Raw genomic sequence first — 25,882 nt, 5'->3', positions numbered from 1 at the left:
GTGCGTAACGAGAAAGGGGGTGATGTGTGTTTTTGGGTGGTGTTTTTGTCCTTTTATTTTTGAGCAATCAGAAGAATGGGAAAGGGTGATGTTTACTTGAAATTACATCAAAAACTAAAAATCCACCAAACCAATAGACGATGGAGAAATCAATAATCATCAGGCTTTTGATATACGAGAGCATTCTTTCATGCTCAGTGTTTTCAGTATGTTGAAGTGACAAACTTAAAAAAGAAAAAGCAATAAATGAAAGGATTGGGTGTGTGAAGATAATGCTAATGTTCGACCCAATAGGTAAGTTGTAGAAAAAACAAAGTATGGATATCAGTAACAATGCTATTTCTATGCTTTTAGCGTCTTTACGTGTCGGTTTCAGTGAGCTCCAAACTAAGGTGAGTGGCTGTATTGTCATGATAATAATCGCTTTAAACCGGGTGGCTGGCGTTGTTTTTCTTGCTTAGCTGCCTCAAACACCGCTTGATAAATCGTTTCAATATCTTCAAGCGATAGGTAGGTCGAAGGGCCAGCTCTTGAGCCCCACCGTGTTCTTGGTAGTGCTTCCCATATCGTGTCGTCATCGATGCCGAGTTTTCGGTAGTGCTCAATCAGTGCCACGTCGATGCACTCTCCTTGTTCATGACACTGGCTGCACCATGAAGTATCAGCAACCAAATAACCATAGTGCTTGAATAACCCTGGTGCGCAGTTATCACACACCTGACAAGGAAAGGCTTGTTGCTCAGGGTGGTTCATGGCTGTGAAAAATTCAGCAGGACCAAGGTGAACGCGAGTCATTGGCGATAAGTACGTTTTCAATAGTCGCTTGGCTTCTCTGCGGGAAAGGTTGAGCGGCTTAATGAGCGTTTTTAACTGATGTGTTTTACCTTTGTCGGCAAGCAAAGCCAAACCAATGTTCTGCTCATGACATTGGGTTAAAAAGGTATTGAGTTTGTCGTCTTGGGTTTCAGGGCGCTGAAATAAGAGCCTTTTGATGGCTGATAACCAGTTGATGGTAATGTTCATGGCATCGTTCCTTTAGGTAAGGACTTGAAAAAGGGCATTATTGTGATACGTTATATGAGCCCAGTTAATGAATTGATTAGATCCCTTGTTAGTTGACTGAGTATTCTTGAGAAGTACACTTAATCAAAAGCACCCTCTGTATGAGGGTGCTTTTTATTTCAGAAAGGCAAGAAAATGACGCTTTGGCGCTAAAGTGACGTTTTTCTAGCATTGGATGAAAATGTTCAGTAGGATAGCAAGGCTGCTTGGTGCTCATCGTACTGAAGGGTGCGTTCTTTTGGGAATAGGCGTGGGCAGTGACAGGCTGATATACATCGTCACAACCAAGCAGCAACCAACGCATTAGTATGAATAGAATAAGCAAGATTTAGCCAGCACGTTAACCCGTGCTGGTTTTTTTGTGCCTGAAATGAAAATAAGGCAGTAAATCAAACAAATGCTGACGCACTGCGTTTGTCGGGCTCACTCAACCTCTACATGCAAGCATATAGCAGGTAGAGCGACCCATGGTTTATCCAGCAAGGTTAAATGAGGTAGGTACAGTCGACCCGTGCTGACTCTTTTCTGAAATGAAGCGAGTGCTGAAAATCAAAAACCTCGAAAGTTCTATAAAAACTCACGAGGCTCTGAGGGGTATCTAAGCGGTAAAAATCTTAGTCGTATCGTTTGGACTGAGACTAATATTTCCAGCCGTTAAATTGCAACGATTTAGGGATTGGGCTGTAGCAAGGGTATTCAGTCTGTAAGCCGTAATTAATGACTGTGGCTGTATCTACACTAAAAGCGGCTGCATAATTCCCTTGTCTAAAACCTTCTGGATCGATCTTGGCCGTTTTATCTAACACCTTCCAGATGAGATCTACGATGAACTCAGGGTGGCGCCTTGGATCAAGTGTCATGGTGTCCTGCATGCAGAACCAGTTTCCACCACCTAGACGTTTTTGATTTGTGGCGCTTTTAAAGTATGCAGTATGTAAACCTTGTAAGTAAGCGTTTAAGCGCATCGACTCTACCGTGTCTGTCTCATCAATGTGCTGCAAGAAGTAGGGCAGTTTGGTGATGTTAGGTAGGTCTTGATAATAGGGTCTTTTAGTTATTACAGCCTGTTCGTACTGCTCGTGTATCTCGCTCAGCAGTTGAGTGAGCTCAGGCGAGTGGGTTTGAGCTTGCGCACTTGCACAGGTAAGCAGTAGCAACGATAAGATTTTTTTCATGGAAACACTCCTTTTAGATACCTGATCATAATACCAGTATTTAGGCGATACATAAAGTCCTTTTTATGCATCGCGATCAATACTACTTATTTGGGTTTTGAGTGTATCTTGGCGCAGCAGGGTACGCTTGATCCGAAGTGACGTATTCCGTCCTTTCGGGGCGAGCGATTTCCTTTTCGACTTGTGGCTTAATCGTCATTTCTATCATTGGCTCAGGCTTTTTAATGGGTTGCTGCGCTTGCGCTTGCTGATGTTGTACATTATCGGTAACGCCGTCAAAGCGCTCTTGGTTAAACAGTCCACCCGTTTCATTGGTGTGCAGCATCGCCGTGCGGGTCTCTGCCACGGTATCGACGGTGCTGTCCCATCCTTTCGCCATGGTGCTATTTTGCTCTGGTGAGAGGTTAAGCTGCCCTGTCGGTGTGGTGGCTTGGTGCGTTTGGTTCATTTTGCCTACAATTTTTGCTGTGTCCCCATCAAGTCCCGCCATGGTTGCAAACGCTTCCGTGCGAGTGAACTCTTGCCAAGACTTTTTAGCATCGGCAATATCTTCCGGCTTGCGGGCGGTCATGAGGCGTTGGACGTCTAGTTGTTCTAATTTTGCTGTATTTTCTAAGTAACCTTGGAAGGCGTCATTCGCATTCGCAGTAAAGCTGCCACCCCCAGATTCTAAACGCGTTTGGGTGTCGGAGAGGGCGTTCAAGTCCGATTGGCTTTGCATCACGCTAGCGCCAAGTGATTTGGTGTTGCTGGCGTTAATCGCAAAGTCATGCGCAAATTGCTCCACAGCGGTGCGGGTGTCTTTGTTGTCCACCTGCGTACCGGCACTGGTGACTGCGTTTGCTCCTTCGGTATACTGTTGCGTGGCTTGCTCAAGCTGCTGCTTTTGCTCACTGTTCATATTGCTGTAAGCGGTACGTTCATCGTCAGACCATTTCACGCCGCCACTGGCGTTGAAATTGAATAGCGATTTCCCTTTACCTGTGCCGACGCCACCCTCGAAGCCGCCATGGGCACTTTGCAAGTAAGCTTGGGATTGGTCTTTCGTCCAACCCGTTTGTTTGCTGACGTTGTCAACTGCTGTCTGCATGTCATTCATGCCTTGGCTGACTTGAGTGTTAAAGCCACTGGTACTGCCTTCACCGTAGCTGAGGTTTTTACCCACACTGTCATGCCAGCGGTCACTCAGCGCTGCGCCTGCCTGAATGCTTTGTCCCAGTTGGGTGCTGCTTTGCTCTAGGTTTTGCGCGGTGTGACTGCGGGCATTGGCCACACTCTCTTGCAGCATGGCCGACGTGTTGGTGTTGATGTTGCCGCGGCTGACCGTTTGGGTGCTGTCGTAGGTGGTGCGCCCATCGGGGTGTTGCGCGACCACCGTTCCATCTGCTTTTTGGGTGTAGGTGTGGCCTTGGTTGGCAACGGTGTTGGTATCAAACTTATTGGTGTTGGTGTTGTTCATGCTGTGGTTGTCAATCTGCATGCTGCCAAAGTCCAGATTACCGGTGGACGCTGCCGCGCTCGCTCTGGCATTGGTTGAGTTAATCATGCTTGATAGTTGGTAGTTCATGCTCGACATGACTTCTTGACCCCCTTTGAGGATACCCTTCGCTATCATAGGTACGCCTATCATCAAGATACCGGTCATCCAAGCAAAGCGGCTGTGAAGTTCATCGGCGGCGTTGGCGTTGGAGAGCACCAAACCGCCGAATTTACCGGAGACATCCGTTGACAGGGATTCCAACCCCCAAAGCTGAAAGCCATTGATGATGGCAAAGAGTGCCGGCCATGTGGCTAAAAAGGCAAACGTCCCAAAATAGTTTTTGAGCACCATCATGGTTAAGCCAGGAATGACCGCGGCCCCGGCAACAAAGAACCCTAAGCACGCAAAGAGCATGAACATCATCGTATGGAGCATCGGTAAGTATTCTCTGGCCATTAAGCCTAATGACGCCCACATCGAGGTGGTTTGCAGTTTGTTGGTGGTATAAGCGTAATTGAGCGCCGCTTGCGTCGGGTCAAGGCTATCAAGATTGTAGCGTAGCTCGTTCATCAACATGTTTTGTTTGATGGTGCTGGACGCGCTGGTACTGATCCTAAAAAACTTGTCGTAGCTGCGGGTGAGTGACTGCACCACTTGCGGCTTAAAGCGGTCTGCGTCTTTGCCAAGCAGTTGATGCGCTAACAAGCTCATGTTTTTATTGGCGGCATCATTAAAGCGCTGCTTGATGATAGGGTAAGCCTCTTTACATCGTTTGTAGGTGCTTCGGCCGCCGCCTTCATCAAGGAACAACGCGCGCAGTGGGCTTTGTCGAATGCCATCGAGGAATACAAAAATATCAGGGGCGTTGAAAAGGGCATCCCATGTGTATTTTCCATTGATTCTGACATCCCCAATCATGCAGTTATGGAAATAGTCTCGCCAGAGTTTTTGTAGCGACAACTCATTGATTTTGGATTGTCTTGAGAGTTGGTAAAGCTCTGAGCCAAACAGCATCCCCGTACGACCGTATCGCTCATCATCCGAGGTGGTGAAAATGGCTTCCACCCCTTCCGCCATCCCCACCATGATAGATGAGAAAAAGTACGTCGGCACTGCCACAAGGTAAGGGACGTTGTCCACCTTATAAGCCTTACCCGGTTGCGTCTTATCAATGATGAGCATGTCGGCTTTCATGTTGATAAGAAATAAGGGGACGGCGAAGAACACCACCATCCATTTGATGAGGTCTTTGGGGTTACGTGACAGCATGAAGATAAACAAACTGGTGACAAGCCCCAGCATCATGCACATCTGCAAGTAATCCCCAAAGGTATTGGTTCTGAAAAAAGTGGCCAGCGCATTAAAGGCTTTGTTGACCACTTCGCCGGAAGTGTAAGTGTAATATTCGAGTATCATAGGTCAGTTCCCATAAGCTTGCGCGGGTTTGGTGGTTGTGCTGATTTCTTTTGTGCTTTGCTGCGCGGTCTTTCTTTGCGAGTCAATCAGTTGATTGCGGTTGTTGAGCGCTTCAATGGCTTTATCGGCCAGACCGGCAGTAAAGCGTTTGGCGTTATCGATATCACGCGTGATGAGGATGATGTCATCGTGGCTGTTGTTGGTGTTGGCCAGCGATTGGCTGGCAACATTTAACATGCTCACGAGGTATTGATTCAGCAGCTCCACCGCTATCATTCGTGAATAGCTGTTGGTGTCGGGCGTTTGATTGGCGGATAAGTCGTCAATAAAGAACTTGAGTACCGGTGTTTGAGTCAGCTCCAGAAACCCCTCTTGCTTGGCCGTGAGTTTTTGGTCGGTGGCTATCTTTTGCAGTATCGATTCCAGTTGTTTGCGTATCTGGTTTTGTATGCCGTTCGTTTGAGTGATGGATAAGTGATTGCGCTTGGTAACGGTAATGCACGCCTTGGGGTCTGTACTGCGGCACTGATACACGTCAGCCTTACCCCCTTCGAGCAAGATGTTGACGAGGTTATTGTTGTCGGTCAAAAGGCTAGGGTAGTAACGAGGGTTACCGTTAGCATCGTACACGTAAGTCCCTGACAAGCTCATCATAAACTGCGCCAGATTTTTGTCGGCTGACAAAAAAGCGTTGTTCATAATCGCAGACCACACCACGTTATGATTGGTTTGGGTGATGTCTTTCAGTGCAGAATCATTCTTGGCGTTCGCAAGCTGACCGGCGGCTTTGCCTCCTGCGCCACATTCATGTTGCGCTTCAACCCAATCCGAGAACGCGTTGTTTTGTGTGCCGAGCGTCGCGCAGACGTGTTTTTTGGTGGCAGGGGCAGCAAAGGCGGCCAATCCACCGATAGAGGCTTGCGCGGCTTCGCAAGAGTTCACCGACTGGTTGAGGTACTTGTCGGCAATGGCTTGCAGATTGTCGAGGTTTTGTTTGAGCTGCGGCGCCCAGGTTTGCAGGGCTAGATTGACAATAAAGGGCGGAGCATTATGAATGATGGCTTTGCCCAGTTTCACCAGTTGGTCTGAGCTGATGTGTGAAAACCCGCCCATGAACATATCAATGCCAGAGCACCCTGCACTGATGGAGGGAACCGTGGCGCTGACCAATTGTGCATCGACAATTTTGTTGCGCACAAACAAGCTGCCTCCGGTGTAGTAGTTTGCCGACTGCCCTTGGTAAGCGGTCGGATTTGAGACATTGGCGTTGTACCCTGAGTTGTCAAAAAAACGCGCCAGCGAGTTATTGGTGTCGGCGTGGCTTACGCTTGATAAGCTGATGAGAAACAAAGGAATAACGCACTTATGCACCGAAACGGTGGATAAGTGGTGGGAAAGTGAGCGTTTCATCGAAGAGCCTCCTGCACGCGCGGATCGCTTAAGGCTTGTTGGATACTTTGGGCGAGCGTGCTTTCTGGTACGTCCCCAATGCTCAAGCGTGAGAACTTACGGCTATTGACGTTCATTAAAAAGGTCGCGGGCATGACGGCTTTACCGTTGCTTGGGAAAAAAGTCCTGCCTATCTCTGGTGTGACAGGAATAGGCACTTCAAAGCCAGCAATCCCCACGCCATCCACAGAGAAGGCGTAAACCGGTAATTGAAATTTCTCACCAAGGCGAGTGATTTTAGGCGCGGTCTTATGGCAGTATGGACACGTGCTTTCGAAAAAGAACGCGAGGGCGTATTGGTTTTGCATGGCCGCGTGTGCGCTTGTGGTTAACAGAGTTAAACTAAGCAATAATATCCGGAAAAAGGGCATGATGCCTCCAAATAGAGTGAATTAACGTAATGGATGAAGTCAGAAATTTAATGGTGAATAACCCTGTAGGGTGGTTTTTCTTCGCAGCGCTAGTGATGGTTGCCGTATTTTTGTGGTTTTGCATCGATTGAGTGACTTTAAAAATTCGATTGCTTAAAGTTGGTGGCGACATTGTAGAAGCGACCCACTAAATCATTTTGACTTATCCAGCCATACGCCAGTGGCTTCATCTCTCCAGTGCTTGGGTGCACTAAAATCAATGCAGGTGTAAAAGGCACTGAGACTTTGCCTTGGTTATGGCGGTTTTTTTTGAGGTTAGTGATGAAAGTATCATCATTGCTGATACCCAATAACTCAAAATGGTATTGGTCAGCAAACGCTTGGATGGACGGGGCGAGTTGTTGGCTGAGTGTATCTTTACCTTCATAGACAAAGAAAAACCCCCATCCGTCTTGTTTCATCTTTTCAACCGCGTCGGTTTTCTTCTTATCCTCCAGTTCTAAATACACCTGTCTTGCGGCTTGCTCCGTCGGGTGGTCTTTGGTGTAAGAGAACTCAGGTCTTTCGAGCAGCAGCGCTTTAAAAGTCATGCCTAATTGGTCGGTTTGGTCTGTGATAAAGTGATTTAACGCTAAAAACTTAGCGAGCTTGTCTTTATCTTTGGGATGAATGGCGGCGTCGTTTTGCGCTTCAATATGCGCAGAGTGAAACCAGTCCATCTGTTCGGTGGCCGATAAGGTTCTAGGCGGTGACACAGTGGTTTGGGTATTGCTTGGCAGCGGCTTGGGTTTGGGCGTTTTGGGTGCTTGTCTTGGCTCGTTGTACCATCGCCACCCTGGAGGGGCGTCATTGGCGAGAGCAGAAGGTAGAGGGGCAAGCAGCGTTAGGGTAATGACGTAAAGCAGAGATTTTTTCATCATCATAGGCCTTGGTTAAATAAAGCGAAGTGACTAAGAGGTTAAGCATTTGGGTCTCTCACGTAGGCGGTGCATCTGATGTGGCGATGGGTTGCGTAGCGTGAGTAAGTATTGAAGGTATTCATCATGGAGCAAAGCGTGGTGTTTAGACCATACGCCTTGCTCACTGCTAAAGTAGTGAGTCTGATTTTCAATGTTTTCTATCAGCTCTCGATACTCATCCAGCCTTTTAGTGATATCGGGATAACGGTCAAGTTGTTTGGTGAATATCACATCGTTTGGAATGAGCCGTAAGAGAGTAAAGGTACGCAGTAAAAAGGTTTGCAGGGGTTTGATAAACATAATCATAGACCTTGATGAAATGCGGCAGAGTGTTTAAGTAATGGGTGACAGTGCGCTTATGGCTTTTCCTACAATTTGCGGTGATTGGCAGAATTGAGGTTTGAATCTTTCGTTATCGCAAAGTAACCAGAATCCTTGTTTTTCTTCATCCCACTGCAATCGTCTAAATATCCGACCTTGCGAGCTATCCAAGCAATAAATGCCGTTAGGTAGGTGGCTATCTGGTGTGAGTTTTTCAAGAACTACCGGCGTATTGATAGATAGCGTTGGGCTCATCGCATCGTCTAAGCAAAGTTCGACGCATTGGTTGGATTGAAGCCAGTGGTTATCGGTGTAGTTCTGGCCGGTTAATAACCAAAGGATATCTTCATTGGCCAGTTGCGCTATGGCGATTAAGTCGTGAATGCCAGGAGTGCTTTTGCCATTTACATAGTTGTTGATGCTGACAAATGAGCCTGCACCTTTCCAAGCTTTCGCAAAGGCTCGTTGCGACATGGGAGCAATGGCAATGCGAAGTCGTTCACCAAGTCCGCAGATTTGCTCCTTTATTTTGGGATTAAATTCTCTTTTTCGAGTCTCTAGATTGTTCATGGTCTACTTTATCTTCACATTGATTGTGTTTATTTAATCAGGCTTAGTTTGGTGCGCTGAATCTTTGTTGCACTCATTGGTCATCTGTCTTGAGCGTTTGCCATATTTCGCTTTGATGTGATCGCAAACGCTAAATAAGCTGGTTACAAATAAACTGAAAATCACCAAACTCAAATAAAGTAGCCCTATCTGCTCTCTTTCTCGCTGTGTGGTCACACGTGCAGAGTCGGCTATTGAGGTGGTTTTTACTTCCGAATTTGGACAAGGGTTGGCGTGACCTACGATGCTTGCTCTATCAATCGGCGTTCCATCGGTGCATTCAAAAATACGTATCTGCCCTTTCTCGGCTTTGCCTAGCCACGCAGCTTGTGTTACTGCGGTGACTATTCTTTGGTTGTGATTAAAATGACTGTCAGTTGCTAAAACATAGGCAGCGATGACAAGCAGTAATACCGCGGGCGTTTGAATGAGGTGGTTAACAAGTAGTGATAGTGTGGAGCGGTGGCGCTGGATAAAGTTTTTCATGTGATTTCCTTTTTAGTTGTGAGGGTGTTCGTTATCTTGATTTTTATGGTTTCCCGCTCGCACGTAGGAAGTCGGCATTGCGTTAAAACGTGTCTGCAGCGTTGAGTGCATGACTTTCATTGCGACATAGAAGAGTAGACCGTACAGCGTAATATTCATGCTAAGCTGCCAAGTGTTTGTCATGGCGGAGTGAAGCGAAGCAAGAGACATCGCGTCCAATTGCTCTGGTGTCAGCGTTGTGATGTGGATGGCCAAGAGGCAAGTAAAAATCGAGGCCAGCAGTGCAAGCATCAGCGCAGCGATGTGCATTAGGCTGATGGCTTGCTGCAGGGCGTGAGTCAGTTGGTGAGTACGTTTGGGTGTCATGGTGTGTGTCCTTTTGTCTCGAATCGTTTGTTATCCCCCCGTGGCACTTTGAAGGCGTTTTTTGATTTCATCAAAGTTGGGGAGGTTGGTGTTGGCGTGCATGTCTGGATAGAACTCTTTAAAATCAATGTATTCAAAGTTAATTTGTCCTAGCTCTTCGGGCGTAATGGCGGCGCAGGTGGGGTTTTTGGCACTGCCCAATCGTTTACCCAGTTGTTGAATAGAGCCTTGCTCTTGGATGATTTTAGCAAGCTTATTGTCGTAAACGCAGTAACTGCGTTTTTTACGGGTGCAAACTCCGAGCACTTTCTTGGCGCAGTATTGCCCCACGTACAGGGTTAAGCCTTTCTCTTTGGCTTCACCGAGCGCTTCTTCCGCTTCGCTGCATTTTGCTCCTAAGCCTTGCCCCCATCCTGAGTCTTTACAGCAGTCATTAAAGCCTGCAAGTTTTTTGCTGCATTGCATTGGCTTACCCGTGAATATTTTGGGTGGGTCGCCGATGTCTTTCACCGCCTCGGCAAGCCCTGCGAGCGCGGCGACGGATTTATCAAAGTTGCCGTTAAGTTTGGGCTCGGGCACGTAGCACTCTCCATCAAGACAGAAAGATTGCTCACCACACTGCATGCTCGTGGCTCTGCAGGTCTTCTCAATACAGTTTTTCGTGACTTCATGCTCGATGCACACCCCGTTTTGTTTGAGGCTGCAATGAGTGCTCACGGTTTTGCATTGGCTTGGTAACGATTGGCAGGTATCAGCCATTTCACACTGGTAAAGTGTCTGGTATTTCCAACAATCCAGCGTGATATCCACGCCATCAATATTGCGTGTTTCTTTTCCTTCAATGCATTTACGCTCTTTGGGTTTGCATTGAGGGATGAGACGGTCACATTGTTTGTTCCAACTCATTTCATAATCGGTATACCCCCAGACAAGACGACCTGCGGCGCGCCCTGGTATTTGCCAGTTAGGGAGCGTTCCCGGCTCGAATTCTCCTGCCTCCGAAACGCGAGAAAAGGTGATGGTCTTTGACGTTAGCGTTAATGGTGGAGAAAATTGGATCGTGCCAGGTGTGACCGTGTTTGAGCAATCTTCAAAATCAGGATTGCACTGAAAGGAGTTTTTCCCTTTATGCGTATAGATAAGGTGGTCATTGATATAAAAATGAGTCGTGATGGCCCAAGTATTAATGGCATAGAGAGCTGGGATAGTGATTGACAATAAGGTCTGCGCTTTTTCTGGGAGCGTCACTGTGTCAAATCCGTGTAGGCGTACGTGGTCATGCTGGTAGACGATAGAATGATAAGGCGTAATACCGGTAATGAGTTGTGGGTTACTTAATATCGCTGTTTCATTACAAGGTACGGGGGTGTTGGTTGGTTGCGTACACACCTTAGGCGTCGATTTTTTAAGGCATTGCTGACCCGTATCGCAGTCTACGTAGGCATTCGAAATGCCATGAGTGATTTCAAACGCATTCTCTTGGCCAAGTAAGGCAAATTGCATTGCCGGATCGTTTTTTACATCCGGTCGCCCTTTGTTGAAGTTGGCGTTGATGTCTTGAGCCAATTCATTGGTCACAAACTCTGTTCCCTTTTGGGCGTTGATATCACTGTCTGACAGCTGGGATTGTTTTGGGTTTCGCCTCTCTTCTCGACACGCCGCGTCTTTGCAATAGTCATCGATGTTGAGGGGGAGGGCATCAGGTTTGAGCGCTTGACCGGCTGCTTGTTTCGCCCAATTGACGCTGTCGGTAAAGGTCTGTTGCTCGTTAGCCAGTGCGAGCGTAGAAAAAAGACTGAGCGTGAGCGCAGCCAGGACATAAATCCGCATAAGAAGCACCTCGTCAAAAATTGTGATGATAGAGGGTTATTGGGAATAGAGCGTGCGCAGTAATGGATGAACATTTTGCTGCGCATCGCCCGTGGCGAGGTAATCCAGAGCTTGATAGAGCGAGATATTACCGTAAAGGATATCGTAGTCCGTGGCTTTACAAGGCTGCTTGGGTAAGCAGCGGTCTTGTTTAACCGAAACAAACGCCGGTACGCGCTGAATATCAAACTGCTTAAACCAATCGGGACTTATCGAAAAGCCGCTTTGAATGGGCGCCTTGTTGGGCGAGCGTATTAAGGACTCAATGCGCTTGGCCGTGGCCGGAAAGCCTTGGGGTAAGACGCCGCGTATCACCAGTGGTACGCCCAAGTGCTCACTTTGCATCAACAGCTGCTTGAGCGCGGTCTTGGGCATGGTCAGTGAAACAAACACCATCACTCCTTTTGGGGCTTGGTCAGGGTTGCGCGTGGGCTTTTGTATTCCCAATAAAGGAGAAAGGCTCTCTTCTTTTATCAAGTCCTGAACATTGCGGCTAAGCGTCAGCGCTTCTTCTCGATAAGCATGGGCTTGGTTTTGTATGTCGTCTGTATCCCATGGTTTTGCTGTCTCTGGCTGTGAAGCCATCTCTTGCTCAAGTTTGGCAAAGGCTTTGAGTTCTTGCTCTGTGTAAGCTTGAGTGGAGAACGCCATCAAACAACACAGGAAAACAAAAGAGCGCCGAAAGGCGCCCTCAAAAGATAGAATGGTCATAGTTACCTCTTTGTTATGGCCGCTTAAAAGGGGGATAAAGGGTGTGAGCGTTTTGAAAGCTGATTGACCGCACCTTACGAGTGTTGAGGTCGCGGCAAAACGAGAAACAAAACTGCGAGAGCGGGAAACAGCAGTAGATATGCTTGTCACAGGCAAGCTCTGTTTTTAAAAAATCAGAAAGAGAGCCGTGGGTACTGGCTATAAATAGATTTGTTTCATTATTATGGGCTTGAATGGGTATCATCACTTAATCTTATAAAAATACACAATTGCGCTTTCGCCATTGTACAAAACCAAAATTGTCCCCTGTCACTGGATTGTCATGACCTGCTTCCCAGAGTGTGGTGGTCGTGGTGTATGGGTGACACCAGGCCGCATCGGGAATAGGCGCCGACATTTGATACCGATAACGGGATTTTGGCAAGATAGGATCGGGATATTGATAACAAATCGCCCCATCTTCACCGCGCGTCTCCCAGATTATCCCCTGCCGATGCAGTTTGTAGTTTAGCTTCTCCATTAAGAGTGTCGCCGCTTGAATAGGCGTGTCTCGATAGTTGGTGGTGCCAGTCAGTGGGTAGGCACTGCCTTGTGAGCCTAAACACCAAAACAGCGCATCAATAGGCAAAGCAACGTTCGCTGAGGTCAACATGGCTTCGGGCACGCAAGCCAGCTGCGCGGCTAGATTACCAAACAGTAGCGCTTCGGGATTGATAATGAGCGATAACTCGTCGTCGTCCCAAAGTGGGTCAATCTCTGTCATGTAGGCCACATCAAACACATCGGTGGCCATGCAAGCAGTGGATTGCATCAGTTGTAACCAGTAAATGACCGGGTACTTATACCAATGACCATGATAAAAACCGCCGTCACTGCTGTCACTCTCTCTGGCGGTAACGCGCCCGCCGATACGCTGACTGTTAGCGCCTGACATTTCTACGCCCATGTTCACCATGCAGTAAGGGACGCGTGTGATATCGGTTAAGGCATAAGGCTCCCAATAGCCGATGTTGACCCCAACTTGTACGAAGACGGGTGGGGGTTTAGGGCAATAAGAGATAGGCGTTGTGGGGTTGGTGGTGTCTGGATATTTGGACGGCATGACCGTGGCTGAGCCTATCGTCATCGGGAACAAGCAATCCCAACAAATATCGGTAATGGGGTTAATAAAACGGCTTTTACAGGCGGCGCTGGCGGCTAGGGTGGATGGCGCAATAAAAATCAACAGGCAGCACAGCAGTAAACGAAAGTATCGTTGCGTCATGGTGGTGTCCTTTTTCCACGCGTGGCGTGGTGCTCCTTTTGTTTCGACAAGAGGCTTCGCCTCGTTATCGCAGCCAAAAGCGAGCTTGGTGAATAGAAAAGAAGTGATATTGGAAACATGATCAAGGGAGGTGCGCAGTCCCAAGTCAGTTATGTTGTGTTAGAATCTGGTGCGAAATTTAACCATTTATGAGGTCTTATATGGCATCCTTAAAAAGTTGTAGGGTTTGTAATGACTCTATATCCTCAAACTCTAGCGCTTGTATACACTGTGGAGAGCCTGATCCGTTTGGTATAGAAAAAGCAAAGAAGATAGTTTCTATTCTCTTGCTCGGCGCCGTCGGGTTGTATTGTTATTTTTCAGGTTACTTTGATTTCCTCTATCGTTGAGAGCAGTTTGGCTAACTGCGCAAGTTCTTTGTCGGCTTTCTCACGATGATACCCAAGGTGGTAAGTCAATGAGAACGGAACAAGAGAACGATACGCTCGACTGTAGCGTTTGTGAGTGAGGTGAAAACACAGTTGGCAATGGTTGTTGAACATAGCAGAGAGATGCCATGGTGACGTTTTTAGGCGTTGAGAAAGTTGCTTAGCAAACCAAACAGGCGCCGTAAAATAAAGATAAGGCGCTGAAAACCGCCCTGTTAGCCAGGCAACGTGCCCTTGGCAAGAGCCGATGGTTGCCACGCCCTCAATGGCGTTCAGTGCGTGCACCGCAGGGGCAATTTGTGGGTCAAGTTCTTGATAATCTTGTCTACGAAGCGCAATGCCTGCCAGCGTGATCTCGTAGAGCAGCTTTTTCCATCGTTTTTGGGTTGTCATTACTCTATCTCCAAGGGTTGCAAGCCCGATACGTTCACCTCATCGATGCGCCAGCGCGTGCCGTCTTGGTAGGCAATAGCAGGGACGTGAGTGATGTTAAGCGATTGGGTTAGGTGGCCTTGCTGCGAAAAATACATTCTTGCGTCCAGTAAGGTCGCCATTTTATTCGGGCCGCCTCCCGTCAGTACCCACTTGATTGGCTTGGCGTTTTGATATTCGCTGGCAAATCTTCGTTGCTGCGCGTCTCTGGCATCAAAAAAGACCAGCACCTTACTGAGTTCAAACTGTGGTAGAACGTCTTGACCGTCGACCTTTGGCCAAGTGCGGCTGTCAAAGGGGTTCACCCTAGTACCCGCCTTGGCTATCACCGCCCCCGTCGTGGGGGCGATGATGTCTTTAGGGATAGTGATGCTTGGGTCAACGTAAAAGGTGCGGGGGTTGGTCGTGGTGGTTAACCCTTCAACGGGCGGTGGATTTTCAATGCTTTGTTGTACGCGCTCTGTGAACTCGTTTTGCATGTCCGCCAATTGACCACTGGCCTCAAATCCTTTCAGTCTTTGGTGTATCCACTCCAGCATGTCGATTTCACCGATAGGGAAGACCGGGGCGACTTGCCCCAATGCTTTCCCGTGAGCGTTAAAAGTGGCCATGCCTGCTGCGAGGATAAAAGGCAGCAAACTAAGTGCTTGCGCCAATGGCTTGATTAAAGGCGTCAATTTCTTTGCCATAAAAGTGCATGGAGGTTTGCTCAATGGCGCGCTCCAGCGATTGACCTTGTTTATAGAGATTTTCACAATACTCAAACTCCTTAGGCTCGGTTGAGAACATGGCGCGTTTCACCGGAGAGGCGAAAAAGCGGTGGTAGGTGACATGGCCGCCAGCCTTGATACGCGCGCTGCTGTATCCGGCTTCTGCTGAGGGGGCGAAGCTTTTAATGATGCGCTGCTCAAAGGGTGAGAAGGCATCGGGGTTTTGGGCTAGGTATTTATCAAACCCTTCGCCTTGACGAAGAATGATGTGGATATCGGAGTTGTTGTAGCAGGCTTTGGCTTCCTCGCTGCTAAAGAAATCCTCTATCCCTTGAGTCACCGTACAAAAAGCGCCGCCGAACTTACGGGCGGTGCGATAACCGGTGTTGATGAACTCCCTCGCTTGTTCGTTCGCCCCAGACAGTAAACTCCATGCCTCTTCAATGATGCACATCTTTGGGGTTGAGCGAGAGCCTGAAAGGTACATCTGCTGGTTAATCGACACCATCAGCGCAAAAATGACCGGTCTAAGCACCGCAGGCGGGAACCCATCGAGCTCCAACGTGGTGATTTCAACACTTGGGTCGAGCATGGAGGGCTTGTTGAATACATCGCCATACATGCCATCGGTACAGAATTTTTTGAGCTGTACGGCAATGTCTTTGATGCGTCGGTCACTCTCTTCTCCCGCAATCTCAATCAAGGCGTCTCTGACATCATCCACTAAGGCTTGATTGCCTTTATTCTCCCACGCCGTCACTATCGCATCGCCGAGTACGCTTTGTTGAAAGGCTGTTAGTGGCGTGTAGGGCGACGCAATGGTGGCGAACAACGCCGTGATGTTATCGAGCGCTTCCATCATGGGGTCAACGGGTCGACCATCATCGTCCACAAACTCAAACTCCGCATTTTGCATGGAGCCTAAATGGGTGAACGGGTTTAAGAAGATGTTGGCGTGGGTCATGTAGGTCCCCCCAAGGCTGAGCGTCAGTTTTTTATAGCTGGCGCCTTTATCGAGTATCCACACTTTACCGCCCATGGCGTAAACCGTTTCCGCGATTTCTTGAACTAGGAAGCTTTTCCCGGCGCCGGAGCCTCCCGTCAGGGCGATGTTTTGGTTATCACTGCCACAGGTGAAAGGGTTAAAGAACGAGATTTGTTGGCGCATCGTGGGTAGGAGTACGCCCCCTTTGAGTTGGCTAAAGTCCATGATGAGCGGAAAGAGATTCACCAGATTTGAGCTTTTAAACGTGCGAACGCGCCCGGCTTTTTTACAATCGCCCCATAACCCTTCACTCATCATAAAAGGCAAGGTGGAAAGCAGCGCTTGGGGCTGATTCATTTTCAGTGGAATGATATCAAGCCCCGCATTGCCAAATGACTCCTTCGCCGCTTGGGTGTCTTTTTTCTGACAGGCTTTGTCAGTCAGCAGTGAGACGGTGAGTACCATAGACGCGATGGTAAACTCTTTAGACAACAAGCCTTTTTGCAAGGCTTTGCGCTCTTTGAGTTCATCTTCGGCCATGGGCGCGAGTATCGCCATTTGGCTGTTCACCGTCTTGGTTAAGTCTTTTATCTTATTATCGTTATCTGCGTTCTGCTTACCGGTTGGCTCGTTACGAAAACTTAAGGTCACGCGATGCGGGCAAGTGATGTTACGCGATACGTTGCGGATAGAAGAGAAAGCTTCGGGTAAGGCGTATAGGCGATAATCACCAGGCAATCGAGAAAGCCCCAGATGAACCAAGCGTGTGCGTACCTCTTCCCCTTGATCATTGGTGTGACGGGTGGCGATATGACCACGATGGGTTAACGCTTCGGTATCGGGAGATAACGCTTGCAGGTTTAAAGGCTCTAGTGGGTTGTAGCTTTTTTCCTTTGGCCTGTCTTGGCGCTTATCAAAGTTTAAGATATCCCCCACACCAGTGAGCAACATCTCAGGTGTCACGGGCAGTAAATCAAACCCCAGCTGCGCGAGTCCCGTCTCTAGCGTCATTCGCGCATCCAGCAGCTCTTGTGGGTCTTTTTCCGTGGTGGAGACAAAAAAGAACGCGTCGTAGTCGCGCAAATCAAAGCGATTGTTTTTTTGTCTGTGCAGGTAACCGTGCTGCGCGGCGTAGTGGGCGTAAATGGCGTCATCGTTGGCCATCTTCTGGCAGATACCGCCTCGCTGACTGAGTAGCGCTTGATTGCCTTCTAAGTAGTGCGCGACACGGTTATGACCAAACAGCTGTACTTGATAGTCCCATTTATCCCCATCGGGCAAGTCCCCCATGAGGTGGCTTAATGACTGAATCAAATCGTCGTTTGCGCCCCCAAGGACGCTGATTTTAAAACCAAAGCCGCGTGAGTGAGCGTTATCAAAGACTTGCTCAATGGGATCGTAGTCTCGATACGGTAATTCATGGTGAAGGTGGTTTTGGGCTTGCTTGGCATCTTGGAACAAGGCGGACAAGCCACTTCGTGAGGAAGAAAACATGGGTATTCCTTTTCTATTTTACCAAAACACAGACAATGGCCAGCTGACACTCTGCATCGCTTCATCACTGTTCTGTATATCGATAGCTAGCTTTGGTTGATTTTGCTGGCGTAAGCATTCATACACACTCATCGGTGGCAGTGAGAGCGTGTCTGTTGGTGGAAGTGTGCTTGTTGCTAGCTTTGGTGGCTCTAGGCATCGCTGTACGGCTTGGGTGATGATTTGCTCGAATTGAGGGGGCTGAGACGCAATGTAGTTCGCCACGGTGTGGTCTCTGGCATCATCGTGTGAGGTGATGAACTGCGCCACTTGTGCAAGGGCGCTGCTCAGGAATACGCCCCATAACACTAAGAAGGCAATGAATACTTTTTTGAGTGCTTGTTTCATGGTTAATCCTTCCAAATCTCGCGCGCAGGGCGCCCAGACCAACGGCTATCGTCTAAGACAAAGTAAACATCCATCGTATCGATGTAGTGATTGTCTTTGTCGATGAAAGGGAAGACGGTGAGCTTTTTAACGTCTTCTTGGCTTCGCTCAGGCTCCCCCTCTCGATTGCGCCTTGGCAGTAAGGTAAAGGCGGACGGTGGGGCAAGACGCGATTGAGGGGAAACCGTGGCTATGCCGCTGTCACCGGTATAGCCGTAGACGTTGTCTCGAACCTCGTTCATGGTGACGCATCCGGAAACGCCGCCGACCTTATCGCAACTGTATTCGCTCTCAAAGCCCGCGCTGCAGCCGGTCAGACCTAGGAGTATCGATAGTGAAAACAAAAACTGTCTATTCATGGTTATTCCTCACGCCCAAAGCCCACGCTGTTTAACCCTTGTTGGGTGATTTTTTGCGCTAATGGGTTGATAGGGGCAGTTTGAGTGGTGGGTGGAAGGGCGGGAGCATTGGTAATAACATCGAGTATCTGGTTAGAGCTCGATACGTGCTCACGCTGCTCATTAATGCGCGCTTCGTATTCATCGGCCAGTAGCGGGTCTAATGGAAAGCCTTCCAAAAAGACAATATTGACGATGCCACCAGGATTGACTTCCACTATGGGGTGGTAGAGCTCCGCCAGTTTGATGTAGTAATCCGCCAGCTTGCTGCCAACGCTTTCGGTAGCGCCGCCAAGTAGATTTAATCCTATCTTATCGGTGTCAATGCTTTGACTTGGACCAAGCGCGGTCGGTGTTGTGGTTTGGGCGAGCGCTTTACCGGCATCCCCAACGCCTTGCAATATTCCAGCAATGCCCGCCATTTGAACGATTTTCCCGTTTTTCAAGATGGTCGTGCCGCGAATGCCATTGCGCCCAAAGTTAAACACGGTCGCATTGACGGGGATATCAAGGATATCCCCATTGGGTTGTATGCAGCTTATTCTGTTGGTGCGCGCCACGCCGCGACTGGATGAAATTTCCCCGTAGACCGCGCCTGTGATGGTGCAGTCCTTGAGTTTGGAGGGCTGACCGTTGGGTAATATTCCTTGATTGACGGTTTGAAAGACAATCGGGGAGGTATCGCCTTGTCCAGACACGCCCGCATTCGCATCCGCACCCCCAGTAATCACTGCGGTCACAAAAGTGCCGGTTGGTACGTAGTTATCGGTCGTGCGGCGAGATTGTTTCTCCTCGATACTGGCTTGCCAATGAAACTCAAAGCTATCAAAGGCATCCCCACCAAAAGCCACATCATCTTGTTGTTGATACTGAAACTCATTGACCTTAGCGGTTTCAATGTTGCCATTTATTGCCGGTCTTGGGGGCAGCTTGTATTGACCAAACGTGCCGCCTTGTTGACTGTCTATCTTGTGCTGAGTGGAAGGGGCACCGGTATTGAGGGCTGAGGCCAGTTGTGTCTCAAGCTGGACTTTGAGCGCGTCCACTTCATCGAGCTTTTGTTGCATCTTTTGCTCAAGCTCTGTCAGTTGTGACGCATTATCACGCTCATTGGCTTTTTTTATGTTTTCTAACTCAGAGGTTAAGCTCTGTCCAAAGCGGCTCAATGTCCCCTCAAACTTGACTAAGCTTTGCTCGATTTGGTTGATTTTATCTTGCTGAAACGTCAGGGCCGATTGGTTGTCCTTGTCGGTGAAATCGTCGGTGACGATGGCGCCAAAGCCAACGTCTTGATTGACGTTGCTTGGCGCTTGGGGAGGCTGCGTGAATCGCCACACTACCAATGCGATAGCGGCCAATATCAGCAACACCGTGAACGTTATGGTGCGATTGCGCTTTCTTGTTACGGCATTGACGGTGCCGCCGTCTTCAAAGTCCCCATCGGTGTCTTTGAAGGCGCGTTTCTTAAAGCGGTCAAATGCGTCCTTTTGTTTATCGAACATGAGCGGCGCCTCCTCCGGTAATGAGATAGAGCGTGGTGGTTTGCCCTGGTTTTAATTGATAGGCATCGAGCGCAGCTGAGCGTGCAGAGTCGCTGTAGAACTGCGCGGTGCTCAGTGATAGGTCACTGCGGCCTTGGTTTTTGAGCTGATAAACCACCCCAGAGTAATCACGGCCCACAAAGACCGTTTGAGGGATGATGGCCAATGCCGCTTCATCTTTAGGCAGCGTTTTAGGGTCAACGTCATGGCGTTTAAAGCCCGCAATGGGTGCGCCGTCATGGACAAAGCGCATCATGGCTTTGGTGAGCGCGGTCATGGCCGCGGGGTAATCCGCGGCAAGCTCTATTGGGCTTTGCTGCTCTTTGTAGCTTTGTGACCAGACAAACTCTGTGACCAAAGACGGGGTCGCTTTAGGCGTAATGAACAGCGCGAACAGCCGCCCTTTCTCTGTGGTCAGGTGCGCAGTGAACGGTAAGGCGATATTGATTTTTAGTGCAATGGAGCCTGATGCGTCTTTTTGGTTGCCTGACGAGGTGCAAAACCCTTTCGGGCAGACAATGGAAAGAATGCGGTCGTTTTTGACCACTAAGCGGTTCACGTTAATGGAAGAGAGTGCCAAGGGTATGGTGTCGCCTTCATCAAACTCATAACTGACCATGGCGGCATTGTTGGCTATGGCTAAAGGGGGGATGAGCCAAGTCAGCAAAAGCACCATGGATAAACAAAGGGAGCGCCACCGCATTGAGGGGGTAAAAAAGGGTTGATTAAGATTCATCGGTGTTGACCTCGACGGCTTCAATGGAGAGTAAACCTATTGAGCCTTGTTTATAGCTAAAGTTAACTTGATACCACTTCATCTCTGGCTCTAGGGCGCGTTGGCCGACGTGCTTTTGGAGTGTGCCATAGAGCTGTACTTGGAGGGTATCGAGGGAGATACGGACGTCCTCGACCGCAAATTGACTGCTGATGTTGTCTTTTTTAATCACCGTGGCTTCACGAAGCAGCTTAGGTTGTACGCTGTGCCAACTGGTTTCATCAACATAGTCAAGCAACAACCCAAACTGACGGCCAACGCTGGCTGGCGTAATGTTGAGTTTCAGGTGGAGGAGGTAATCAGCCATTTGCTCAAGGTAAGGCTCATCGACCGCGCCGTCTGAAATGGTAAAGGCTTGAGAGAGCGTCGGGGGGATTAAGGTTCGGCTTTGGTGGGTCAGGGCTTGATAACTGGTGTAACCCAACACCAGATTCGTGATAAGCATGACAAGAAAGCCTGCACTCAAAAAAAGATTGAGGAGGCTTTTGACGGCCAGCTTATCCCGTTTTACAAACGGGTCCATGAGGAAGTGTCTCCTTAAAAAATCCAGTAACGGCGACAGGCTGAGGGCGTGCGCTTAAAAAGGGTGGACTTGATGAAGGAAGCCCCCCACCAATAAAGTGACAGGGTAATGATGTTGTCACCGTATTGCGCTTTGATGTAACGCAACCCCCCAAACCAAGCCATCGATAACGTCAGCCCTATCATTTCGTGTTTCAGCCAAAATGAGAGGCCGAAAATAAAGAAGGCTGGCGCGATTTCATCAACAGGGAAGCCGAGCCAACGGCGACCTTTGTTCATGTGTTTTGGGATAGAGAAAAACTGATGCGGATCTTCCATGGCGGCGCCTTAACCTAAGCCGACAAGGGGCGCGCCCACGTTCCACAAGACTGAGCCACCAATGAACCCGCCCACGGCGGCAAACCAGTTACGGCTCATCAATCCGGTAATGACCGCGCCCGCCAATCCGGTTCCTAGCATGGCGGTTTCAACCGCAGAGCCTTTACCTGCAGAGTCTTTCATCGCCTGTTTACCTGATGCGAAAATATCAGCGGCCAGAGCAGGATGAGCGATGAAAAGCGTTGATGCAGCGACGCCAAGAGCGACCATGAGGGCGCGTTGGGTACGTGTTTTCATAATGAGTTTCCTTATTGAGTGATAAAATTATCAAATGAGTGTTAATGATGGCGTTGCCTTCTTGCTGGATAGACAAGAAGGCGTGGTGTTTTTGCGCGGTTTGGCTTTTCAATGCTCACTGACGGTCGATAGGACACAGAGTGTTTTGGGGGGATGCTTGCTCTTTTTTGAGCCTACTGCCAATAGACTGCGCGAGACGCTTACAAGGCTGACTCCCCAGTGAGTTCAGTGTTTTTTAAGTGGTGGCATCACTCACAGTTTGACTGTGAACAGACGGTTTTCTATGCCGTTTTCAGGGGCAAAACCTATGTCTGGTCAGTGAGCATTGAAAAGTGTTTACCCTATCCGCTGACGCGGTACTCCTTTTGTCTCAACAAGAGGCTTCGCCTCGTTATTGCAGCCAAAAGCGAGTGAATGGAAAAGCGGGGCGTGGGGTGATTGCTCTGTTGATATTGTCGACCTTTGTATCGCTGAACTCTCCATTTTGTCCGCGGCGTAGAGCGCGGTTTGTGCGAGAGCACGATACGTTTGGGATAACGCGGCTTGCTCGTCTGATGTTAAACGCTTCCCGTTGGCAGGAATAGCGGCTTGCTCGATAACATCAACCCAAAACTTCACCTCTTGAATGGCGGTCATTTTTGATTCCATGGGTTCGTTCCTTTACGTGGTTTAGCTTGGCTCTCTCCAAAGCCCACTGTAGAAATAGGCTTTGGAGATTGTCTCTACCTCACCGCCGAGACAATAGGCGGGGCTTATTCACATTTCGGGTCATTCACACAGTTCAGCCATACCAGCTTATGCACTTCCATTATCTATAGGTCATGCACCCGGTCGCCGTAGCGGTCAATAAGGTCTGTTTCAGTGAATTACTGTCCTCCGTCACTGGTTTGCTCGGAGTGACTCACACAAAACAAGTTCCGTGTTAAGTCGTTCATGGCGCAAGTTGTTAAAGAGCGAGTTGACCATCGTTTTGATGTTCGCGATCCCATTTGGGGATCTTTTTTTTGAAAAAATTACGGTTTATCTTTGGGTACTTCCCAGTTCACACCGAACAGCTCAAGGTGGTGCTCTAGTCGTGCTTGCGCTTCCGCGCGTTTTGTACGGCCATTGTGAGCCGTTGAGCTATCTAGAATTTGGTTATGTTTGCCTGAGAGCTTCACGTTGACGTGCGTACCTTTTAAATCGGATAATTTCTTATTCAAAACGGTTTCACTTTTTTCTTTATTTTACATAATGGACATAATACGCACTGAATCGTGGGATCAACTGGGGTGGTCGCCATCAACGCCAAACTACCACAAGCCATTGATATACCTGACATATTAAGCCCGTTAAACTTTTTTGCGATGTTCTGCCAAGCCATTTGAGCTTTGTGATTTTTGCTGCGGTCAGCGGCTAAGTACACTAAGACTTCTTCTTCAGACAAACCAATCCTTTCAGCTATAAAAAGTGCTTCCGTTTCAGTTAGATAGCGCACGCCTTGTCTAATATTACTTATCTTCTGACGACTTAGCCCTAAGTCATGGGCTATTTGCTTATCTTGTACGTAGTTTTGCGCCTCTTTGTAGGCATCTAATAGTTTATCTTGGTACATAGTCATCCCTCTATTTCTTCTAATTGTATACCGTCAGTACCCAAAAAGCGGTCTTTACAGTCCTGCTTTTTGCATCCTATAGTATGCACAAATCAGGACTAACTTGATTTGGCTGTCTAGGTTTGGGCTGTTTGCCCTTGACGCTTATAGCTCAACTTAGATGGTCACTCCCAATTCTCAATAATCAGTCAAGGTGGTTGTTATGGATGATAACGTTTTTACTCAATTCTCAATTATTGACGGAAGTTTTTTCTGTAACTCTTGTCATTCTGATTCTGTTTCAGCTTTTGTTCGTATCGTTTTTCATCCACACGGTTCTTATGATGTAGCGTCTGCTACTTGTCGAGATTGTCACTTTACTGAAACTGTGGAGCTTGACCAATAATGGCTTACGAACGCGTTTTTGATCTCAAAACGAAAAGCTTTGAAATGATTGATTTCGTGCCGGTTCAATCGTGGGAAACGGCTGACCATATTCACGATAATCGATTTGATTACCTGTCTTCATACAAAGACCATACGCGCCCTAGTTATCCTTTAGCCGCTACGGTTGTGCCTACGTTAAATCATCAGATTCACGTTCGTGACGTTACAGGGCTTCCTTCTCTTTCTTATCGCCCTGCTCCATTGCTTTGTAATTCATTACCGTTCGGCCTTAATCGTAACGGTGATTTCACTCGCCATATGCTTCGTGCTTACAAAGACATGTGCAAGCAAAAGGAAGAGATTGACGCGGCTTACGCTTTGCATCGTGCGCATGAGCGATTAACTAAAAACGGTTACAGCGCGGCAATGCCAGATGATGATATTCGCCAATTGGCTGAGGACAAATCCAAACAATTCGGACGTGCTATTGCTGGCATTCCAGATGTAGAGACGCAATTTGAAACTTGCGTTTCACTTCTGGCCTCTCTTGGTCTTGGCTTTCGTGAGGATGCAATCAACAAAGCCGAATCGAATCACGAGCTGCATTCTTTAGTCGCTCGTGCAACGGATAACAATTGGCTCGTCCGTCAGTTACGTAGAAAGTGTGCTTATGAAGTTGAACAGGTGGCGCGAGACTTGGCACTTGTTGAACGTCATAAGCAGATTTATTGCTCTGATTTTTCAGTACGTAGACACCGTGACCGCATGAAATCAAATGAGATTGCACTAGAAAAAACAGTGGCATTTGATGAAAGCGATCCCCAAACCTTTTTTACTCTTTCAGAGTTGTCGGCTAAATCAGTGTCGAACCCTGAACTTAGACGCAATGAAATGTTTGCTCGTCTTAATGGTTTCGAGAATATCGCAAAAAAATCAGACCATGACGCTGTGTTTTATACCGTTACTACCCCGTCAAGATTTCACGCGGTTTCTGGTGGTCAGACTAACCCCAATTGGGAAAAAGCAGGACGACCGGACGCGAAACAATCACACGATCATTTGATTGGTGTTTGGTCTTCGCTTCGCAAAATTCTCGATAAGAACGATATCAAAATCTATGGCATGCGCATTGTTGAGCCTCATCAAGACGGCACTGCGCATCACCATATGCTTTTGTTTATGGAAAAAGAACACCGCGCCTTTGTTACATCCGAATTTAACCGCCTCGCCCTTGCTGATACGCCTAACGAATCAGGCGCTAAAAAGTACCGTTTCAAATCTGAGCTAATTGATTTCAGTAAAGGTTCTGCGGTTGGCTACGTGGCTAAGTACGTGAGTAAAAACGTTGACGGTAAACACATCGATAAAGACTGTGATTCTAATTTAGATGGTATTGCAGCTGCTGAGCGCGTTGTCACTTGGGCGCGTGTAAATCGTATCAGACAATTTCAATTTATAGGCGGTGCTTCTGTCACTGTTTGGCGTGAGCTTAGACGCTTACGCGAAGAACTAAACGAGGAAGACGCTATGTTTTCAGACTTAAACAACGAAGAACACCTAACACTAGAAAACGTTCGCAGGGCTGCGGATGCGGGTGATTGGGAGGCATTTTGCTACGCAATGGGCGGAGTTTTTGTTAAGCGCAAAGACCAAACCATCAAAGCCGCTTATGCCGTCACCAACACTATAGAAAAGTTGATCGAGTCTGGTGGTGAATACTCTACCACTCGCTACGGTGATGCGGCTCAAGCTCGTATCTCTGGCTTGATGTTCCGTGACGTTCTTGTGGTTACTCGCTTCAAGTCTTGGAAAGTCGAAAACAAAGATAAATTCATCGCTTCACAACAAAAAATCATGTCTGGCACTGTGGACTGGTTTGATGCTTTGGAGCGCGAGAAAGAATACGAATACATGCTAGATAGCCAGTATGAGCAATACGAGAAGCACCTAGCCCGTATGGATGAGATTGAGGCTCTTGTGCTCTCTGGCTCTTTAGAGGCTCATGGGGCGTGTTCGGTGGGCGCAGCCCCGCCGGACATGCTCCATTAGTCTCCTTGG

29 protein-coding genes are annotated in these 25,882 nt (G+C 48.2%); 3 read left to right on the top strand and 26 right to left on the bottom strand.

The window, feature by feature from the left end; all coding sequences use genetic code 11:
• Window positions 1–408: 408 nt before the first annotated feature.
• The 13 genes from OCV44_RS21290 to traU all read right to left on the bottom strand — a co-directional run bounded on the left by OCV44_RS21290 (window position 409) and on the right by traU (window position 13,499).
• Window positions 409–1,023 carry a hypothetical protein gene (locus OCV44_RS21290; protein ID WP_139686139.1) on the bottom strand — a complete coding sequence of 205 codons (615 nt, stop codon included), beginning with the start codon at window positions 1,021–1,023 and terminating at the stop codon, window positions 409–411.
• Between the two features lie 677 nt (window positions 1,024–1,700).
• Window positions 1,701–2,237 carry a hypothetical protein gene (locus tag OCV44_RS21285; protein WP_139686138.1) on the bottom strand — a complete coding sequence of 179 codons (537 nt, stop codon included), beginning with the start codon at window positions 2,235–2,237 and terminating at the stop codon, window positions 1,701–1,703.
• An 82-nt stretch (window positions 2,238–2,319) separates the two neighbouring features.
• Window positions 2,320–5,133, bottom strand: coding sequence for a conjugal transfer mating-pair stabilization protein TraG (gene traG, locus OCV44_RS21280; protein ID WP_139686137.1), 2,814 nt, complete (start codon window positions 5,131–5,133; stop codon window positions 2,320–2,322).
• A 3-nt stretch (window positions 5,134–5,136) separates the two neighbouring features.
• Complete coding sequence (locus tag OCV44_RS21275) at window positions 5,137–6,543, bottom strand: conjugal transfer protein TraH (protein ID WP_139686136.1); 1,407 nt, start codon at window positions 6,541–6,543, stop codon at window positions 5,137–5,139.
• On the bottom strand, window positions 6,540–6,953 hold the full coding sequence (trbB, locus tag OCV44_RS21270) for a type-F conjugative transfer system pilin assembly thiol-disulfide isomerase TrbB (protein ID WP_139686135.1): 414 nt from the start codon (window positions 6,951–6,953) through the stop codon (window positions 6,540–6,542). The genes OCV44_RS21275 and trbB overlap by 4 nt, the downstream gene beginning before the upstream one ends.
• 137 nt (window positions 6,954–7,090) lie before the next feature.
• Entirely contained in the window at window positions 7,091–7,876 is a 786-nt protein-coding gene (gene traF, locus OCV44_RS21265) for a type-F conjugative transfer system pilin assembly protein TraF (protein WP_139686134.1), read from the bottom strand.
• A 27-nt stretch (window positions 7,877–7,903) separates the two neighbouring features.
• A complete protein-coding gene (locus tag OCV44_RS21260; protein WP_261900963.1) occupies window positions 7,904–8,212 on the bottom strand; it encodes a hypothetical protein in 309 nt (102 codons plus the stop codon).
• Between the two features lie 33 nt (window positions 8,213–8,245).
• Window positions 8,246–8,803, bottom strand: a complete 558-nt coding sequence (locus OCV44_RS21255) for a hypothetical protein (RefSeq protein WP_231718194.1) — start codon at window positions 8,801–8,803, stop codon at window positions 8,246–8,248.
• Window positions 8,804–8,836: 33 nt separating this feature from the next.
• Window positions 8,837–9,328, bottom strand: coding sequence for a hypothetical protein (locus OCV44_RS21250; RefSeq protein WP_139686229.1), 492 nt, complete (start codon window positions 9,326–9,328; stop codon window positions 8,837–8,839).
• A 12-nt stretch (window positions 9,329–9,340) separates the two neighbouring features.
• A complete protein-coding gene (locus OCV44_RS21245; protein WP_139686228.1) occupies window positions 9,341–9,694 on the bottom strand; it encodes a hypothetical protein in 354 nt (117 codons plus the stop codon).
• A 30-nt stretch (window positions 9,695–9,724) separates the two neighbouring features.
• On the bottom strand, window positions 9,725–11,524 hold the full coding sequence (gene traN, locus OCV44_RS21240; protein ID WP_139686227.1) for a type-F conjugative transfer system mating-pair stabilization protein TraN: 1,800 nt from the start codon (window positions 11,522–11,524) through the stop codon (window positions 9,725–9,727).
• A gap of 36 nt (window positions 11,525–11,560) precedes the next feature.
• A complete protein-coding gene (gene trbC, locus OCV44_RS21235) occupies window positions 11,561–12,274 on the bottom strand; it encodes a type-F conjugative transfer system pilin assembly protein TrbC (RefSeq protein WP_139686226.1) in 714 nt (237 codons plus the stop codon).
• Window positions 12,275–12,527: 253 nt separating this feature from the next.
• Entirely contained in the window at window positions 12,528–13,499 is a 972-nt protein-coding gene (gene traU / locus OCV44_RS21230) for a conjugal transfer pilus assembly protein TraU (protein ID WP_246091865.1), read from the bottom strand.
• On the opposite strand from traU, the gene OCV44_RS21225 reads away from it, so the two are divergent.
• A complete protein-coding gene (locus tag OCV44_RS21225) occupies window positions 13,381–13,659 on the top strand; it encodes a hypothetical protein (RefSeq protein WP_246091867.1) in 279 nt (92 codons plus the stop codon). The two genes, traU and OCV44_RS21225, sit on opposite strands and share 119 nt — an antisense overlap.
• Window positions 13,660–13,897: 238 nt before the next feature.
• Here the strand turns inward: OCV44_RS21225 and OCV44_RS21220 are convergent, their stop codons facing one another.
• The 13 genes from OCV44_RS21220 to OCV44_RS21160 all read right to left on the bottom strand — a co-directional run bounded on the left by OCV44_RS21220 (window position 13,898) and on the right by OCV44_RS21160 (window position 23,458).
• The gene (locus OCV44_RS21220; protein ID WP_139686224.1) at window positions 13,898–14,359 is read right to left on the bottom strand and encodes a hypothetical protein; all 462 of its coding nucleotides are present in this window, start codon (window positions 14,357–14,359) and stop codon (window positions 13,898–13,900) included.
• Window positions 14,359–15,087, bottom strand: a complete 729-nt coding sequence (traW, locus tag OCV44_RS21215) for a type-F conjugative transfer system protein TraW (RefSeq protein ID WP_261900962.1) — start codon at window positions 15,085–15,087, stop codon at window positions 14,359–14,361. The genes OCV44_RS21220 and traW overlap by 1 nt, the downstream gene beginning before the upstream one ends.
• Window positions 15,038–17,587: a type IV secretion system protein TraC gene (traC, locus tag OCV44_RS21210; RefSeq protein WP_261900961.1), complete on the bottom strand. Its 2,550-nt coding sequence runs from the start codon at window positions 17,585–17,587 to the stop codon at window positions 15,038–15,040. The genes traW and traC overlap by 50 nt, the downstream gene beginning before the upstream one ends.
• A gap of 18 nt (window positions 17,588–17,605) precedes the next feature.
• Window positions 17,606–17,974 (bottom strand): hypothetical protein, encoded by a 369-nt coding sequence (locus OCV44_RS21205; RefSeq protein ID WP_246091881.1) that lies wholly within the window; start codon window positions 17,972–17,974, stop codon window positions 17,606–17,608.
• Window positions 17,975–17,976: 2 nt separating this feature from the next.
• The gene (gene traV, locus OCV44_RS21200; protein ID WP_139686327.1) at window positions 17,977–18,372 is read right to left on the bottom strand and encodes a type IV conjugative transfer system lipoprotein TraV; all 396 of its coding nucleotides are present in this window, start codon (window positions 18,370–18,372) and stop codon (window positions 17,977–17,979) included.
• Between the two features lie 2 nt (window positions 18,373–18,374).
• Window positions 18,375–19,913, bottom strand: a complete 1,539-nt coding sequence (locus tag OCV44_RS21195; RefSeq protein WP_261900960.1) for a TraB/VirB10 family protein — start codon at window positions 19,911–19,913, stop codon at window positions 18,375–18,377.
• On the bottom strand, window positions 19,903–20,688 hold the full coding sequence (traK, locus tag OCV44_RS21190; RefSeq protein WP_261900959.1) for a type-F conjugative transfer system secretin TraK: 786 nt from the start codon (window positions 20,686–20,688) through the stop codon (window positions 19,903–19,905). Before traK ends, OCV44_RS21195 begins: the two co-directional genes overlap by 11 nt.
• Window positions 20,678–21,250 (bottom strand): type IV conjugative transfer system protein TraE, encoded by a 573-nt coding sequence (traE, locus tag OCV44_RS21185; protein WP_315973255.1) that lies wholly within the window; start codon window positions 21,248–21,250, stop codon window positions 20,678–20,680. The genes traK and traE overlap by 11 nt, the downstream gene beginning before the upstream one ends.
• Before the next feature lie 14 nt (window positions 21,251–21,264).
• The gene (gene traL, locus OCV44_RS21180) at window positions 21,265–21,567 is read right to left on the bottom strand and encodes a type IV conjugative transfer system protein TraL (protein WP_249633851.1); all 303 of its coding nucleotides are present in this window, start codon (window positions 21,565–21,567) and stop codon (window positions 21,265–21,267) included.
• A gap of 9 nt (window positions 21,568–21,576) precedes the next feature.
• A complete protein-coding gene (gene traA / locus OCV44_RS21175; RefSeq protein WP_139686223.1) occupies window positions 21,577–21,864 on the bottom strand; it encodes a type IV conjugative transfer system pilin TraA in 288 nt (95 codons plus the stop codon).
• A 336-nt stretch (window positions 21,865–22,200) separates the two neighbouring features.
• Window positions 22,201–22,512: a hypothetical protein gene (locus tag OCV44_RS21170; protein WP_139686222.1), complete on the bottom strand. Its 312-nt coding sequence runs from the start codon at window positions 22,510–22,512 to the stop codon at window positions 22,201–22,203.
• A gap of 365 nt (window positions 22,513–22,877) precedes the next feature.
• Window positions 22,878–23,066 (bottom strand): TraY domain-containing protein, encoded by a 189-nt coding sequence (locus OCV44_RS21165; protein WP_139686221.1) that lies wholly within the window; start codon window positions 23,064–23,066, stop codon window positions 22,878–22,880.
• Window positions 23,063–23,458, bottom strand: a complete 396-nt coding sequence (locus OCV44_RS21160) for a DUF3693 domain-containing protein (protein ID WP_139686220.1) — start codon at window positions 23,456–23,458, stop codon at window positions 23,063–23,065. The genes OCV44_RS21165 and OCV44_RS21160 overlap by 4 nt, the downstream gene beginning before the upstream one ends.
• Before the next feature lie 202 nt (window positions 23,459–23,660).
• On the opposite strand from OCV44_RS21160, the gene OCV44_RS21155 reads away from it, so the two are divergent.
• Entirely contained in the window at window positions 23,661–23,843 is a 183-nt protein-coding gene (locus tag OCV44_RS21155) for a hypothetical protein (RefSeq protein ID WP_139686219.1), read from the top strand.
• Complete coding sequence (locus OCV44_RS21150) at window positions 23,843–25,873, top strand: replication endonuclease (RefSeq protein ID WP_139686218.1); 2,031 nt, start codon at window positions 23,843–23,845, stop codon at window positions 25,871–25,873. The genes OCV44_RS21155 and OCV44_RS21150 overlap by 1 nt, the downstream gene beginning before the upstream one ends.
• Window positions 25,874–25,882 lie beyond the last annotated feature (9 nt).

The sequence above is a fragment of the Vibrio tasmaniensis genome (genome assembly GCF_024347635.1).
Lineage (GTDB): Bacteria > Pseudomonadota > Gammaproteobacteria > Enterobacterales > Vibrionaceae > Vibrio > Vibrio tasmaniensis.
The sequence above is the reverse complement of the archived record's forward strand: the minus strand, read 5'-3'. Positions and strand labels throughout refer to the sequence as shown.